This window comes from Ramlibacter sp. PS4R-6 (genome assembly GCF_037572775.1).
GTDB lineage: Bacteria > Pseudomonadota > Gammaproteobacteria > Burkholderiales > Burkholderiaceae_C > Ramlibacter.
The window spans coordinates 1,518,509-1,533,771 of record NZ_JBBHKA010000001.1 but is presented as its reverse complement, the minus strand read 5'-3'; the positions used below and the strand labels follow the sequence as shown (position 1 = coordinate 1,533,771).

Annotated in this window: 16 protein-coding genes; 2 read left to right on the top strand and 14 right to left on the bottom strand. The window is 68.6% G+C overall.

Going from position 1 to position 15,263, the window contains the following annotated elements:
• The first annotated feature begins 40 nt into the window (after positions 1 to 40).
• Complete coding sequence (locus tag WG903_RS07410; RefSeq protein WP_340073817.1) at positions 41 to 928, top strand: class I SAM-dependent methyltransferase; 888 nt, start codon at positions 41 to 43, stop codon at positions 926 to 928.
• A gap of 44 nt (positions 929 to 972) precedes the next feature.
• Here the strand turns inward: WG903_RS07410 and WG903_RS07405 are convergent, their stop codons facing one another.
• The 6 genes from WG903_RS07405 to WG903_RS07380 all read right to left on the bottom strand — a co-directional run bounded on the left by WG903_RS07405 (position 973) and on the right by WG903_RS07380 (position 6,324).
• A complete protein-coding gene (locus WG903_RS07405) occupies positions 973 to 2,865 on the bottom strand; it encodes a hybrid sensor histidine kinase/response regulator (RefSeq protein ID WP_340073815.1) in 1,893 nt (630 codons plus the stop codon).
• A 170-nt stretch (positions 2,866 to 3,035) separates the two neighbouring features.
• On the bottom strand, positions 3,036 to 3,272 hold the full coding sequence (locus WG903_RS07400; RefSeq protein WP_340073813.1) for a hypothetical protein: 237 nt from the start codon (positions 3,270 to 3,272) through the stop codon (positions 3,036 to 3,038).
• Between the two features lie 87 nt (positions 3,273 to 3,359).
• Positions 3,360 to 3,539, bottom strand: a complete 180-nt coding sequence (locus WG903_RS07395) for a hypothetical protein (protein WP_340073810.1) — start codon at positions 3,537 to 3,539, stop codon at positions 3,360 to 3,362.
• Between the two features lie 12 nt (positions 3,540 to 3,551).
• Positions 3,552 to 4,781: an MFS transporter gene (locus WG903_RS07390; RefSeq protein ID WP_340073807.1), complete on the bottom strand. Its 1,230-nt coding sequence runs from the start codon at positions 4,779 to 4,781 to the stop codon at positions 3,552 to 3,554.
• Between the two features lie 95 nt (positions 4,782 to 4,876).
• The gene (locus WG903_RS07385) at positions 4,877 to 5,317 is read right to left on the bottom strand and encodes a type II 3-dehydroquinate dehydratase (RefSeq protein ID WP_340073805.1); all 441 of its coding nucleotides are present in this window, start codon (positions 5,315 to 5,317) and stop codon (positions 4,877 to 4,879) included.
• Positions 5,314 to 6,324, bottom strand: a complete 1,011-nt coding sequence (locus WG903_RS07380; RefSeq protein ID WP_445263582.1) for a TRAP transporter substrate-binding protein — start codon at positions 6,322 to 6,324, stop codon at positions 5,314 to 5,316. The genes WG903_RS07385 and WG903_RS07380 overlap by 4 nt, the downstream gene beginning before the upstream one ends.
• An 88-nt stretch (positions 6,325 to 6,412) precedes the next feature.
• On the opposite strand from WG903_RS07380, the gene WG903_RS07375 reads away from it, so the two are divergent.
• On the top strand, positions 6,413 to 7,225 hold the full coding sequence (locus tag WG903_RS07375) for an IclR family transcriptional regulator (RefSeq protein ID WP_340073802.1): 813 nt from the start codon (positions 6,413 to 6,415) through the stop codon (positions 7,223 to 7,225).
• Between the two features lie 9 nt (positions 7,226 to 7,234).
• Here the strand turns inward: WG903_RS07375 and WG903_RS07370 are convergent, their stop codons facing one another.
• From WG903_RS07370 to WG903_RS07335, 8 genes are read right to left on the bottom strand one after another with little or no spacing between them, the layout of a single operon-like run.
• Positions 7,235 to 8,140: a cytochrome c oxidase assembly protein gene (locus WG903_RS07370; RefSeq protein ID WP_340073800.1), complete on the bottom strand. Its 906-nt coding sequence runs from the start codon at positions 8,138 to 8,140 to the stop codon at positions 7,235 to 7,237.
• A complete protein-coding gene (locus tag WG903_RS07365) occupies positions 8,113 to 8,445 on the bottom strand; it encodes a hypothetical protein (RefSeq protein ID WP_340073798.1) in 333 nt (110 codons plus the stop codon). The genes WG903_RS07370 and WG903_RS07365 overlap by 28 nt, the downstream gene beginning before the upstream one ends.
• Positions 8,442 to 9,056 (bottom strand): cytochrome C oxidase subunit III, encoded by a 615-nt coding sequence (locus tag WG903_RS07360; RefSeq protein ID WP_340073796.1) that lies wholly within the window; start codon positions 9,054 to 9,056, stop codon positions 8,442 to 8,444. Before WG903_RS07360 ends, WG903_RS07365 begins: the two co-directional genes overlap by 4 nt.
• Positions 9,053 to 10,972: a cytochrome c oxidase subunit I gene (gene ctaD / locus WG903_RS07355; RefSeq protein ID WP_340073794.1), complete on the bottom strand. Its 1,920-nt coding sequence runs from the start codon at positions 10,970 to 10,972 to the stop codon at positions 9,053 to 9,055. The genes WG903_RS07360 and ctaD overlap by 4 nt, the downstream gene beginning before the upstream one ends.
• Positions 10,969 to 12,015 (bottom strand): cytochrome c oxidase subunit II, encoded by a 1,047-nt coding sequence (locus WG903_RS07350; protein ID WP_340073791.1) that lies wholly within the window; start codon positions 12,013 to 12,015, stop codon positions 10,969 to 10,971. The genes ctaD and WG903_RS07350 overlap by 4 nt, the downstream gene beginning before the upstream one ends.
• 20 nt (positions 12,016 to 12,035) lie before the next feature.
• A complete protein-coding gene (locus tag WG903_RS07345) occupies positions 12,036 to 12,605 on the bottom strand; it encodes a c-type cytochrome (protein ID WP_340073789.1) in 570 nt (189 codons plus the stop codon).
• Positions 12,602 to 13,357, bottom strand: a complete 756-nt coding sequence (locus WG903_RS07340) for a quinoprotein dehydrogenase-associated putative ABC transporter substrate-binding protein (RefSeq protein ID WP_340073787.1) — start codon at positions 13,355 to 13,357, stop codon at positions 12,602 to 12,604. The genes WG903_RS07345 and WG903_RS07340 overlap by 4 nt, the downstream gene beginning before the upstream one ends.
• Before the next feature lie 14 nt (positions 13,358 to 13,371).
• Positions 13,372 to 15,144: a methanol/ethanol family PQQ-dependent dehydrogenase gene (locus WG903_RS07335; RefSeq protein ID WP_340073784.1), complete on the bottom strand. Its 1,773-nt coding sequence runs from the start codon at positions 15,142 to 15,144 to the stop codon at positions 13,372 to 13,374.
• Positions 15,145 to 15,263: the final 119 nt, after the last annotated feature.

The window sequence follows — 15,263 nt, the reverse complement described above, 5'->3', positions numbered from 1 at the left end:
CATGCCGACTACCTTGGCCTCTTCCCCAAGGAGCAAAGACATGACCGAAGCCGCCACCCGCCCCGCTGCCACTGCCGCGTTCGACGCCGACAAGTTCCGCGCCACCACGCGCACCCAATGGGAGAACGCCGCCGAAGCGTGGGACCGCTGGGCGCCGCTGCTCAACCGCTGGCTGGGCGCCGCCACCGAAGCCATGCTGGATGCCGCACGCATCGTGCCGGGCTCACGCGTGCTCGACATCGCGGCCGGTGCAGGTGACCAGACCCTGGCCGCCGCGCGCCGCGCCGGGCCGTCCGGCTACGTGCTGGCCACCGACATCTCGCCGGCGATCCTGCGCTACGCGAAGGCCGCCGCGCAGAAAGAGGGGCTGTCCAACGTCGAGACCCGCGAGCTCGACGGCGAGCGCCACGACCTGCTGCCGGCGGAATCGTTCGACGCCGCGATCTCGCGTGTGGGCCTGATCTATTTCCCGGACCAGCAGCGCGCGCTGGCGGGCATCCGCCACGCCCTGAAGCCGGGCGGTCGCTTCGCGGCCGTCGTGTATTCCACGCCCGACAGGAACGCCTTCTTCGCGCTGCCCGTCGGCATCATCCGCCGCCGCGCGCAACTGCCGCCCCCGCTGCCGGGCCAGCCGGGGCCGTTCTCGCTGGGCGGCGAAGGCGTCCTTGCGAAGACGCTCGAACAGGCCGGCTTCCGTGACATCGAGGTTCGCAAGGTGGAGTCGCCGGTGCGCCTGCCGACCGCGGCCGAGTGCGTGCGGTTCGAGCGCGAATCGTTCGGTGCGCTGCTGCAGATGATGGGCGGCATGGACGATGCCGAGCGCGCGGCCACGTGGGACGAGATCGAGGCCACGCTCGCGCAGTTCGAAAGCCCGGGCAGCGGGTTCGTCGGGCCTTGCGAAATGCTGGTGGGGAGCGGGGCGCGCTGAAGCGGGCGTTTTTTGAGCGCGGCTCGGGGGCGGCCAGCGCCGCCCTACCCCAGCAGCCGCAGCTTCTTCAGGATGTCGGCGATGCGGTACGGCTTGGACACGAACTCGAAGCCTTGGACGTTGCCCGCCGACGCGGTGTAGCCCGAGGCGAGCAGGACGCGCGTCTTCGGCGAGATCTCCTTCGCCTTCATCCCCAGCTCCACGCCGCTCAGGCCCGGCATCACCACGTCGCTGAACATCAGGTGGACGTCGTTGGTGCGCGCGAGGATCTCCAGCGCCTGCCGGCCGGACGTCGCCGTGACGACCTGGAAGCCGAGCGTGCGGAACATCTCGCTGGCCATCTCCAGCACGTCGGGCTGGTCGTCCACGACCAGCACCTTGTCGCTGGGGGGCGGCAGCGAGTCCTGGATCGGTTCTTCCGACGAGATGGGGAAATACATCGAGACCGTGGTGCCCTGCGCCAGCTGCGACGTGATCTTCAGCTCGCCGCCGGACTGCTGCACCATGCCGTAGACCTGGCTCAGGCCGAGGCCCGTCCCCTTGCCGACGGCCTTGGTCGTGAAGAAGGGCTCCACGGCGCGCGAGATGACCTCTTCGGACATGCCCGAGCCCGTGTCCTGCACCGACACCACGACGTAGCGCCCCGCCGGCAGGTTGCCGATCTCGTGGGCGTTGAGGTCGCTGACGTGGGTGGCAACCAGGATGCTCCCGCCGTCCAGCGTCGCGTCGTTCGCGTTGACGACGAGGTTGAGGAGCGCGGCCTCGAACAGCGCCACGTCGATCAGCACGGTGGGCAGGTGGCCATGCAGGTGCAGGTCGAACTTGATCGAGCTGCGGGTGGCGCGGCGCAGCACCGATTCGAACGCCGTGATCACGCGATTGAGCTCGCGCGGCTCCGGCGTGACGGGCTGCTGGCGGGCGAACGTGAGCAGCTGGTTCGTCAGCGACGCACCGCGTTGCGCCGCTTTCTCCATGCTGCCGATCAGGTTGAGCGCCGCCGCGTCCTTGACCGAATGCCGCAGCAGGTCCAGGCCGTTGGTGACAACGCTCAGGAGGTTGTTGAAGTCGTGCGCGACGCCGCCGGTGAGCTTGCCGATCGCCTCCAGTTTCTGCGACTGGAACATGGCTTCGCGCGCCTTCTCCAGCTCCTGCGCGGCCTTGCGCCTTTCGGTGATGTCGCGCGTGATCTTGGCGAAGCCGGCGAGATCGCCCGCGTCGGTGCGGATCGCGTCGATCACCACGTGCGCCCAGAAGCGCGTGCCGTCCTTGCGCACCCGCCACCCTTCGGCTTCGTAGCGCCCGTTCGCGGTGGCTTCCGCCAGGGCCTTCACGGGAGTGCCGCGCGCCCGCTCCTCCTCGGTGTAGAAGCGCGAGAAGTGCGTGCCGATCACCTCGTCGTCGTCGTACCCCTTGATGCGGCGCGCGCCCGCGTTCCAGTTGGTGACCTCGCCGGTGGGCGACAGCATGTAGATCGCGTAGTCGGTGACACCTTGCACCAGCATCCGGAAGCGCTCTTCGCTCTCCTTCAGGGCCAGCTGCGCGGCGCGCTTGTCGGTGATGTCGCGCGTGATCTTGGCGAAGCCGATGAGCTCGCCGGCCTCGTTGGTGACGGGATCGATGACCACGTGCGCCCAGAAGCGGCTGCCGTCCTTGCGCACGCGCCAGCCTTCGGCCTCGAACTTGCCTTCTTCCCGTGCGCGGCGCAGCGCCTCGACCGGCACGCCGGCTGCGCGGTCTTCATCCGTGTAGAAGCGCGAGAAATGCTGGCCGATGATCTCGTCGGGCGCGTAGCCCTTGAAGCGCTGCGCACCCGCGTTCCAGCTCGCCACCGTGCCGTCCGGGCCGAGCATGTAGATCGCATAGTCGGAGATGCGGGAGATGAACAGGCGCAGGCGCTCTGCCTCGTCAGTGGGCGTCAGGGGTTTTCCTTCAAACACTGGAAGTATGGGCGGCGGTGCGCCTGCGTGGCGGCGCACGCCGTTTCCCGCGCTTACTGCGGCGCGATCCGGCTTTCCCTCACGATTCGCGCGACAAGGCAGTACATCGGCAGCCATTGTGCCGCAGGGCCATGCTCATCCATGGCTCCAGCGCCGCCGGGCGGCCGCGTTCAGATGCCCAGCAGCTTCTTCGCCTGGCCCAGCGCCGCCATCGATTCCGTGTGCTTCCCGGCCTTGTGCAGGGCTTCGCCCTCCGCGCGCAGCTTGGCGACCTTGTCCGCGTTTTCCTTCGACAGCTGCGGCTTGGTGGCGAGCTTGGCATCGATGGCCTGCATCTCGTTGGGGCAGTTGTGCGCCCAGGCCGTGCTGGTGATGGCCAGGCCCAGGGCAAGGATCAGTGTGCGCATGGGGTTCTCCAGGAAGCGAAGAACGCCACCATAGGCCAGGCCCCATGCACGCGGCACCGGATCAACCCTGACGCAGCGCCGCGTCGATCACCTCGCGCCGCGCCGCTCGCGCGCGCGGCGAACCTGGCGCGTCTCGCCGGCGCGTGCGTCCTTCTCCTGGCGGTCGCGCCGGCGGGCGCGCCACCGCGACGACAACCACCGCGAGACGGCGAAAGTGACGCCGACGCTCACGAGGAGCACCAGCCAGCTGAGGGGGTCGGTCGGCATGCGTGTGGGGTGTCACCGGGCTTCGGCGCGCCGCCATGGTAGCTGCGGCAAGCTGCCGCCCGTCGTGCGCCAGTACAGCAGCGCGAGCACCGCGAGGTTCGCGACGCCGCCGAGCGATGCGTTGACGAACGACACCGTGTAGGTGCCGCAGATGTCGAAGAACAGGCCGCCCTGCCAACTGCCCAGCGCCATGCCGCCCCAGGCGAAGAAAAGCACGATGCCGATCGCCATCGCCGTGCGCCCGGCAGGTGCGTACTCGCGCGCGCAGAGGATGAACGCCGTCATCGCCCCGCTGAACACCACGCCGAAGATGCCGGAGAGCACGTAGAGCGACAGGGTGCCGGGTGCGAAGGGGAACATGAAGGCCAGCGCGGTCTGCCCCGCCGACGCGATGATGTACGCGACGAGGTTGCCGAAGCGGTCGGCGAGGCGCCCGAACGCAACGCGCCCGGCCATGCCGCAGACCATCATCGTCGCGAGCAGGCCGGCCGAGCCCGTCGCGCCCAGGCCGCGGTCGGAGCCGAGCGCCGCGACGTGCATGATCGGCGTGGCCATGCACATGCAGCAGAACACCACAGCGACGCACAGCCAGCCCAGCAGCCACGCGGGCGAGTCCTTGAACTTCGGCACGTTGGCCGCGGCCAGCGCGGCCGACGCGCGCGGCGCGTTGCGGATGTACAGCGCCAGCGGCAGCATCACCGCGAGGTAGCCGATGGCCAGAATGACGTAGGCCTGGCGCCAGCCGCCGGCCAGCACCAGCTGCCGCGCGATGAAGGGGCCCAGCCCCTGCCCCAGCGCACCGCCCGCCGACACGATGCCGATCGCGAAGCCCGGGTTGCGGTGGAACCACTGCCCGGCCAATGCGTTGAGCGGCGACATCAGCGCGCCCACGCCGAACAGCCCGAGCAGCAGGTGCCAGCCGTACAGCTCGGCCGTGCTCGTCATGTGCGAGAGCATGAAGAGCGCAATGCCAGGGATCACGGCGCAGCACACCAGCAGCGGGCGCACGGGCAGGCGGTCGGCCAACAGGCCCATCACGATGCCGCCGATGCCGGTTGCGACCGTGGCGACCGAGTAAGCCAGCGACAGGTCGGCGCGCGCCCAGCCGAACTCCGCGGCCAGTGGCGTGAGGAACACCGCCACGTTCACGATGACGCCGAAGCCCATCGTGATCATCAGCGTGCAGGCCGCGACCATCAGGCGCGCCTGCATTTCCGTCTTGTCGAGTGCCGTGCCGGCCATGAGCGTTCCCCTTGTGGACTGCCGCGACTGTGATCGCCGCGGCGTTCCACGGGCGTTGCACGAGGCTACGCCCGGACCGGCGGGAGGCGCAAGGCTTACTTGGCCTCTGTGGCCAGCGCGGCGAGTGCGCGCAACCCCATCAGGTAGGACTGCGGCCCCAGGCCCTGGATCGTGCCCTTCACGGCCGGCGAGATGATCGAATGCACCCGCCAGCTCTCGCGCGCGGCGATGTTGGACATGTGCACCTCGATCACGGGGAAGGGCATGGCCTTGATGGCGTCGTGCAGCGGCACGCCGTGCTGGGTCAGCCCGGCCGGGTTGACCAGCGCGCCGCGCGCCTCGTCGATGTACTTGTGCAGGAAATCGACCAGTGCGCCTTCGTGGTTGGACTGGATCGTCTCGAGCTGTACGCCCAGCTCGCCGGCCAGCGCGGCGAGCTGCGCATCGATCTGCGCGAGCGTGGTGTGGCCGTAGATGTGCGGCTCGCGGCGCCCGAACAGGTTGAGGTTCGGGCCGTGCAGGACGAGGAACTTCACAGCTTGGACACGCGTTCCAGTTCGGTCCTGAAGAGCGTGACGATAGCCGGGTCGTAGGCCGCGGAGAACTTGTCGTAGACCGGCTTCACCGCGGCGCGCATCTTGGCCATTTCGGCGGCCGGCACGTCGTTGTAGACCATGCCCTTGGCGGTCAGCTCCGAGAGCGCCTTGCTCGACACTTCACGGCTCACCGTGCGCTGCCAGTTCTGCGCTTCGATCGCGGACTCCTGCAGGATCTTCTGCTCCACCGGCGACAGCTTGTCCCAGAAGCGCTTGCTGATCTGCACCGGGTTGGTCGCGTACACGTGGTTGGTGCCGCTGACGTACTTCTGCACCTCGTAGAACTTGCTCGACGCGATGACGGCGAACGGGTTCTCCTGGCCGTCCACGGCCTTGCTCTCCAGCGCGCCGTACAGCTCGGCGAACGGCATCGGCAGCGGGTTCGCGCCAAAGGTCTTGAACGTTTCCAGGAACACCGGGTTGGGGATCACGCGCAGCTTCAGGCCTTCGAGGTCGGAGCCCTTGGTGATCGGGCGCTTGCTGTTGGTGACGTTGCGAAAGCCCAGGTCGAAGAAGCCCAGGATCATCACGCCCTTCTCGGGCAGCTTCGCGGCAAGCGCCTTGCCGAGCGGGCCGTCGACCATCGCGTCGGCCTGCTTGGCGTTGGAGAACAGGAACGGGAAGTCGAGCAGGCCGAACTCCTTCACGATGCCGTTCAGCGACGTGGTGGAGGCCACCAGCATTTCCTGCACGCCGCCTTGCAGCGCCGACTGCTGCTGCAGTTCGTTGCCCAGCTGCGAGGACGGGAATTCCTGCACCTTGATCTTGCCGCCGGTCTTGGCGGCGACGATCTCGGCGAACTTGCGCACGCCCAGGCTCGTCGGGTGCTCGGGGTTGTTCAGGTGCCCGAACTTGATCGTGCGTTCCTGGATGTCCTGCGCGCCAACGCTCGCGGCGGCAAGAAGGAAGGTGAAGGCGGCGAGGCCGCGGCGGGTGATGGGGTTCACGCGTTTGTCTCCTGTGGATGTCGAAGCGGAAGTGGGGCATGATAGGCCGGTACCTTGAACTCCGTTCCAGACCAGAATCGCGTTTCACATGACGAACCCAGCAGCCGCCCCCGTGGGCACCGTCGACCGCACGCTGCGCATCCTCGAGACACTCGCGTCGCAGCCCGAGGGCCTGCCGCTGGCCGCGCTGGCCGATGAAGTGAACATGCCGCGCAGCGCGTGCCACCGGCTGCTGGCCGACCTGGTGCGCTGCGGCTACGTGCGCCAGCTGCGTGAACTGGGCGACTACACATTGACCACGCGACTGCCGGCGCTGGGCCTGAGCTTCCTGGGCGCCGCTGGCATCCTCGACATCGCGCAGCCCATCATCGACCGCCTGGCGGAAGTGTCCGGCGAGCTGGTGCGCCTCGCGCTGGTCGACGCCGACCGCCTGACGTTCGTCGCGAAAGCGCAAGGCGCGCGCGCCGGCCTGCGCTACGACCCCGACATGGGCATCGACGTGCGCCTGTCGTGCAGCGCCGCCGGCCATGCGTGGCTGATGACGCTGAGCGAGGAACGCGCGACGCAACTCGTCGCGGCCGAGGGCTTCGGATCGCCCCGCGAATTCGGCCCCAAGGCGCCGACCACGTTCAAGGCGCTGATGAAGGTGCTCGACGAAGACCGCAAGCGCGGCTTCAGCATGATCGTGGAGATGTATGCGCCGGGGATGAGCGCGATGGCCGCCCCGGTGCTGGGGCGCGGAGGCGTGGCGGCGGGGGTGATCACGATCGCGGGGCCGCTGCAACGGTTGACGGTTGCGCGGATGCAGGAGCTGGGGGCGCCGCTCGTGCAGGCGGCAGGGGAACTGGCGATCGCCGCAACGAGTTCGCCGCTAATGCGGCGGGCGGCTCGCGTGGGCTGAATCCCGGCTTCAGGGCCGCGCTGCCCGCGGCTGCGTGGCTCCACGGAACCCGAGGAAGCGCGAAGCGATGGCCAGCGTGGCCCACAGATACGCTGCCGCCCCGGGCACCCACATCACGAGGCCGCCGAGCTGCTGGTCTTCGACGGGGTCCATGCCGAACAAGGGAGCGCTGGCCGCGTAAGCCGGATACCACGGCGTGGGGGCCAACGTGAGCAGCGCGCCCAGTGCGCTCGTGTGCATCATCGTCGCGAACAGGCACGCCAGCGCCATGCCGCCGCCGCGCGACACGCGCGAATCGCGCCCCAGCACCGCCCACCAGAAGAACAGCGCCGTGCCCAGGAAGCTGGTGTGCTGCAGCGCATGTACGGCTTCGCTGTGCAGCGCGGCCTCGAACGACGCGGGCACGTGCCACAGCCACAGGGCCAGCGCGTGCAGCGCCGTGGCGGCAACCGGCTCGGTGAGGAATGACCAGGTCGCGCGCCACCACCGCGGCCGCAGACCGTCGCCGATGCGTTGGCGGTTGTGCAGCGAGAACGCCCACGTCCACGCGGCCAGCGGCCGTGCCAGCACTATCAGGGGGGCCGAGACGAGCATCAACACCTCATGCTGGACCATGTGCGCCGAAAAGAGCCGGCCGCCTAACGTATCGAGCGGCGAAACGAGCGCCGCGACCAGCGACAGCCACCCGGCCGCGAAACACGCCACCTGCGCCAACGTGATGCCGCGCCCCCTGCCCGCGTTGCGCCACAGGTGCCGGATACCGCGCGCGTACAAGGCCGCCGCGATGAGCAACGGAACGACCACCCAGGGTTCGAAGGTCCAGTGCAGCAGCGCGTCGTGCGCGCCGCGCGCATCGGGCGCGTGCGCGAGGGCCGGTGCGGCCGCCGTCAGGAGAAGCAGGGCGACAGGACCCATGCACCGATCCACATGCCGAGCACCACCAGCGCCGAGATGGCGCCGACGGCGGTGGCGACGATGGCGAGGAAGTGCCGCGTGGTGGACGCTTCACCGTCGTCGTGGTCGGCGCCGAAACGCACGGGCGCGCCCGCCGACCGCGCCAACCCGATGAAGCCCAGGCACAGCACGAGCGCGACGGCCGCGACGGCGTGGATGGCCACGCGCGTCTGGGTGGAGCACGACGGCGTCACCAGCGCGAACATGATCGCTTGCGCGGCCAGTGCGAGAGACGGCGCCGCCAGCAGCGCGAGCCAGATCCTCATGGCTGGCGCCCTCCCCAATAGAGCACGAGGTAGATCGGCAGCCACGAGAAGACGACGAAGTACCAGTACATCGCGTTCTCGCTGATGTCGACGTAGCGCCGTCCCGTGATCCTGTCGGTGAAGAAGAGTGCCTCCAGTACCGCCGTGTCGACCCAGTCCGTCGCCAGGTGCACCGTGTGCAGGCCAAGCAGCAGCCACACCACGGAACCATAGGCGTTGGTGTCCCAGCGGACGTTCAGCGCCGCGAACTCGAAGCCCCGCACGACGAGCAGCGCGGCACCCAGCACCACCATGACGCCCATCCACAGCCGCACGCCATGACGGTCGTAGCGTTCGCCGGCTCTCTTGGCCAGGTGGTTCGGGATCGCGCTGAGCAGCATCAGCACCAGCGCCACCGTGCCCCACAACAGGTCGGGCGGCAGCACCGACATCGGCCAGATCTTCGAGTGGCTGCGCAGGTAGAAGTAGCACATCACCGTCAGCGCGAAGACCGTGCCCTCGATCGCCATCATCCCGAACGTGCCCCACCACATCGGGCTGTGGTGCGAAAAGCGGTGGCTCGGAAGCCCGGCGACGTCCAGCGCGCCATCCCGTACGTGCGCCTGGTTCATGGCCTCTTCTCCAGGGCGAGTTCGCTGTCGACGTCGTGGCGTTTCGGCCAGAACCACGCGATCACCGGGACCGCGACGATGACGGAGCCCCACACGATAGCCCACGGCGTGAAGATGGAGCCGATGAAGAGCACGGTCGTGGCCACGGCCGAAAGGAAGGGAAGCGGCGACGGCGGCGGCGACAGGTAGCGGTGGTCGGGCAGCGCGTCGATGACGGTGGTGACCAGCGCCTCCCTTTTGTCCGCGGCCAGGCCGGCCACGTGCGACGGCTCGCCTTCAGGGGCGCCCTGCCACAGGGGATCGCGGCCGTGCGCGACGGGAATCGCATGGAAGTTGCACGGCGCCGGCGGCGATTGCGTGGCCCATTCGAGCGTGCCCGCGCCCCACGGGTTCGCGGGCGCGGCCGCGCCCGCCCTGGCGCTGCGCACGGCATTGACCAGGCTCAGGAAGATGCCCAAGGCGAAGGTGAACGCGCCGACAGTCGACAGCAGGTTCATGCCGTCCCAGCCCATGCCCGCCTGGTACGTCCACACGCGCCGCGGCATGCCTTGCAGGCCCAGGATGTGCATCGGGAAGAACGCCACGTTGAAGCCGATGAACATCAGCCAGAACGACCACCGGCCGAGCCTCTCGGACATCATGCGGCCGAGGAACTTGGGGAACCAGTAATAGAACGCGCCGAACAGCGGGAACACGGCGCCGCCGATCAGCACGTAGTGCAGGTGCGCGACGACGAAGTACGTGTCGTGCACCTGATAGTCCAGCGGCACCGAGGCCAGCATCAGCCCCGTCATGCCGCCCAGGACGAGGATGAAGAAGAACGCCAGGCAATAGAGCATCGGCGTGCGCAGGTTCAGCTTCCCCGTCCACATCGTGGCGATCCAGCAGTAGATCTGGATTGCCGAAGGGATGGCGATCAGCATGCTCGCGGCCGTGAAGAAGCTCTTGCCGAGTTCGGGCAGGTTCGTCGCGAACATGTGGTGCACCCACAGCCCGAACGACAGGAAGCCCGTCGCGATGAGCGAAAGGACCATCGCCGCGTAGCCGAATTGCGGCCGGCGCGAGAAGGTGGGGATCATCGCGGAGAGGAAGCCCAGGCCCGGGATGAAGATCAGGTAGACCTCCGGGTGCCCGAAGAACCAGAAGAGGTGCTGCCACAGGACGACGTCGCCGCCTTCCGCGGGGTTGTAGAAGTGCGTGCCGATCAGGCGGTCCATGATCAGCGCCGAGCTTCCCAGCATCACGGCCGGCATCGCGAAGAGCACCATGAACGACGTGATGAGCGTCGCCCAGCAGAACAGCGGGATGCGGTTCATCGTCATGCCCGGTGCGCGGAACTTGAGGATGGTCGTGATGAGGGTGATCGCCTCCAGCAGCGCCGACAGCTCGGTGAAGGTGATCATCTGCGCCCAGATGTCCACGCGCTTGCCCGGCGAATAGTCGGGGCCCGACAGGGGCACGTAGGCGAACCAGCCTGCGTCGGGCCCGGTGTTCAGGAAGAACGCGATGAACAGCGTGAAGCCGCCGAACAGGAAGATCCAGAACGCGAACGCGTTCATCCGCGGGAACGCCACCTGCCGCGCGCCGACCATCAGCGGCACCAGGAACACCGCGACCGCCTGCATCACCGGCACGGCGAAGAGGAACATCATCGCCGAGCCGTGCATGGTGAACAGCTGGTTGTACATGTCCGGGCCGACGACGTTGTTGTCGGGCCTGGCCAGCTGCAGGCGCATCACGGCGGCCAGCAACCCCGCGAGCGCGAAGAACACCAGGCACGCCACGATGAACCGCTTGGCGATCGTCTTGTGGTTGACCACGCAGAACCAGCCCAAGAATCCCCGGGGGTCGTCCCAGGTGCGGTCGAGCAGCGCGGCCACTTGCGTGTCGTGCAGGGCCCCGTCCTTCACGCTCATTTCAATCCCCCCAGGTAGGCGACGACGGCGTCCAGGTCCTCCTGCGACAGCGGCGTCGCCGGCATCGCCGTGCCCGGCTTGTGCGTCTGCGGATCGCGGATCCACGCGGCCATCTCTTCGCGCGTGTTCTTCAGCGTGCCGGCCGCGAGCGTCTGGCGGCTGGCGACGTGCGTAAGGTCGGGCCCGCGCTGCGCGCCGGCAAAGTCGGCCCCTGCGATGGCGTGGCACATCGCGCAGCTGGAGGACTGGAAGACCTGCTTGCCGCGCTGCGCCTGGGCATCCTGCGGCTCCGGCGCCGGCTGTTTCTGCCCCGCGACCCACCGGTCGTACTGGTCCTGGGGTTCCGCGATGACCAGCAAGCCCATCAGCGCATGTTCGAGCCCGCAGAACTCCGCGCACTGCCCGCGATAAATGCCCGGATGGTCCGCACGCAGCTGCAACGTTGCGCTGCGGCCGGGGATCAGGTCCTTCTTGCCGGCGAGGTTCGGCACCCACAGGCTGTGGATCACGTCGTCGGCCGAAAGCTGGATGATCACGGGCCGCCCGACCGGGATGTGCATCTCGTTGGCGGTGGTGAAGATGTCGCTGGCGTTGGGCCCGTCGATGTAGCGCACTGTCCACCACCACTGGTGCCCGGTGATCTCGACGTTGACCGCGTTCACCAGCGACAGACGCGCCATCGCGCGGTCGGTGAAGACGCTCGCGACGATGAGGGCGACGAGGGCCAGCGCCGAAGCGACGACCGCGCGCGTGACATGGCGCTTCAGCGCGGGCTCCTGCCGGTTCACGTTGGACAGGTCGGCTGCCGACGATTCGTCGGCCGGCGGCGCGCGGCGCAACGCGATGACGAGTGCGATCAGGATCGCCGCGAAGACGGCCGTGCAGGTGAACAGGAAGATGTTCCAGAGCTTGCCGAAGTGCGCGGCCTGCGGCCCGAAGGCGTGCAAGGCGTCGTGCACCGTATCCACCGGGGTCGCAGCCATCGCATAGTCGGCGAGCGAGAGCATCACGACCGTGACCGCCGCACCGAGCAGGAGACGCATGAATAAATGGATCGCCGGCGTCATGGACGGGCTCCGGGAACGGGGGTCTCGGCCTTCTGGGGCACCTGGGCCTCCTTCGGGCGCGCGTTTTCGGGATTGCCGGGGTACAGCGTGTCGGCCCGGCTGGGCGCCACGTCCTTGCGCAACTGCCCGCCCATCGAGCGCACGTAGGCGACGATCTGCCACACCTGGTCTTCGGGGATGTGGCCGCCGAAGGAGGGCATGCCCTCGGGGCGCCCGCGCATGATCGAATCGAAGATGCTCGCGGGGTCGCCGCCGTATTTCCACTGGCTGTCCATCAGCGCGGGGCCGATGCCGCCGCCCCCCATGGAATGGCAGCCGTTGCAGTTGTACCAGCGGTAGAGGCGCTTGCCCTGGTTCACGGCGTATGCGTTCTCGTCGTACGGGCTCTCGCTTCGCAGCGGCGCGCGGACGTTGCCCTGCTGCGCGATCGCGGGTTGGTTGCTCGACATCCGAGGCGCCGTCTCCGCAGGCGTCTGGTTCTTCGCCGGCACGTCGAAGCGCCGCGCCTCGCGCTCGCACCCGGAGGCCAGCAGCGCGATGGCGATTGCAATGGCCCACTTCGTCATTGCGGCACCTCGTACTCGGCCAGGATGACGTCGATGTCGGCCTGCCGGCGGCGAATGAAGTCGTCCAGGCGCTCACGCAACTCCTTGTCGCCGCGGCGCACGCCCATGGCGATGGCGAATTCGAAATGCGCATCGGCGGGGACCTGCAGCTTCGTCACGCGCAGCGGCGCCGCGGCGCGGCGCGCGAAGTACGCGGCTTGCGGCCCCCACAGAACGGCGGCGTCGATGTCGCCGCGCACGATGGCGTCGACGGCGCGTTCGGCCGAAGGCGTCTCGCCTGCCAGCGTGAAACCCCGCACGTTCTGCGTGTGGCCGTGGCGGGCGAGCAGCTCGCCCGGCGGCGAGGCCGCGAGGTCGTTGCCGATCAGCTGCACGCCGATGCGCAGCTTCGGCAGGCGAGGGTCGTCCAGCGAGTGGACGGGCGGTGCCGCCGTCGCGCGCTCGACGAACACGTAGGTGGAGCGGTAATAGGGCCGCGTGTTGGCCGTGCGCTCGAACTGCGCGGGAACGCCGACGATCAGGTCGCACTTCTGCTCGCCCAGCGTCTTGCGCACGAAGCCGCGGCGGTCGGGCAGCCATTCGTACTGCAGCGGCAGCTTCAGGTCGTCGGCCAGCGTTTGCGCGATGCGGTTCTCGAAGCCGCTGCCGTCGGCGCGCGAGTACGGCAGGTTGTCGGGGTCGGCGCACACGCGCAGCGCGTCGGGCGCGGCCTGCGCGAATGCCGCGCCGGCGAAGTTCAAGGCGAACGCCATCACGCACGCCGCTTTCACTTCGCGGGCCCTTCCAGCGAGAAGACGTACAGCCGCCCACCCTTCTTCGTCGCTTCGCGCAGGTCTCGCATCGCGTACGCGAAGCCCGAGGCGCCCGTGCCGTCGCGCGGGTCCATGTCGCCCGAGACGATCGCGCCCGCCCAGCCCCCGACGCCCGCGAGCACGGCGATGTACTGCTTGCCGTCGGGGCCGCGGTAGCTCACGGGCTGGCCGATGATTCCCGACTCGGTCTTGTATTCCCAGAGCTTCTGGCCGGTCTTCGCATCGAGCGCCTTGAACCAGCCGTCCATCGTCCCGTAGAACACGACGTCGCCGGCCGTGGCGAGCGCGCCGCTCCACACCGGGAAATGTTCGCGCACCTGCCACGCGGCCTTGCCGGCCACCGGGTCCCATGCCGTGAAGAGCCCGCGGTGCCCGCCCGGCCCCGGGTACATCTTGATGTCCATGCCCACGTAGGGCGTGCCGGCGATGTAGCTCGCCTGGCCGGGCACCGCGTCCTGGCACAGGTTCTGGTGCGGGATATAGAGGAGCTTCGTGCGCGGCGACCAGGCGGTGGGCTGCCAATCCTTGGCGCCGGGCGATGCGGGGCAGATGTCGCGCGTGACCTCGCCGGGGCGCGGGTCCTTGTCGGGGTTGTAGTTCAGCTTGCCCGTTCGCAGGTCCACAGCGGTGGACGTCGTGATGTGCACGAAGGGTTGCGCCGCGAGCACCTGGCCCGTCGCCGGGTCCATCACATACATGTAGCCGTTGCGGTCGGGATGCAGCAGCACCTTGCGGTTGCGGCCCTGCCAATCCAGTTCCACGACGACGGCTTCGTTCACGCCGTCGAAGTCGTGCAGGTCGTGCGGGCTCTTCTGGTAGGCCCAGATCGCCTCGCCGGTGGCCGGCCGCCGCGCGATGAGCGCCGACGTCCACTTGTTGTCGCCCGGGCGCTGCGCGGGGTTCCATGGCCCCGGGTTCGCCGTGCCGTAGAAGACGAGGTCGAGCGCGGCGTCATAGGTGATCCACGCCCACACGGTGCCGCCGCCAATCTTCCACGCGTCGGCGGGCCATGTCTTCACGCCCAGGTCGGTGCCCTGGTCCTGCGGATAGAACGGCTTGAAGTTCGGCCCGATGAGCACATCCTTGTCGGGGCCGGTGCTGTAAGCCGTCCATGCGACCTTGCCGGTGGCCGCATCGAGCGCCTTGAGCCATCCGCGCACGCCGAATTCGCCGCCGCTGTTGCCCACCAGCACCTTGTCCTTCACCACGAGCGGAGCCATGGTCATGCTCTCGCCCTTCTTGATCTCGCCGAGCTTCGCGCGCCACAGCTCGCGCCCGGTCTTCGCATCGAGCGCGATGGCCTGGTTGTCGAGCGTGTTGAAGAAGACGCGGCCCTTGTCGTAGGCGGCCCCGCGATTCACCACGTCGCAGCACGCGACGCCCTGGGACCCCGGGTCGGGCTTGGCTTCGAACCGCCACTTCACGCTGGCGCCGGGTTTCGTGAGGTCGAGCGCGATCACCGCGTTGGGATACGGCGTCACGATGAACATCGTGTCCTCGGCGACGATCGTCGCGGCCTCGTGGCCCTTGTGGATGCCCGTCGGCATGCTGAAGGCAAGCTTGAGCTGCCCGGCGTTGGCCGCGGTGACCTGGGCCAGCGGCGAAAACCGTGTGCCGGCGTGGTTACGGCCCGGCATGACCCACGCGCCGTCGTCCGGCGCGGCCGCGGGCACCTGCGCGACAGCAACGGACGCAAGCAAAACGGCGGCGAAAAGGGCAAGCCTCATCGATTCTCCCAACAGCGAGCAACTGACAAAGCCCGGTACCGGAATACATCGCGGCACGATGCATCCACGCCAGAAAAAGGCGCTCAGCTCGACAGTGCAGGCGCCTTGTTCCGGTGCGA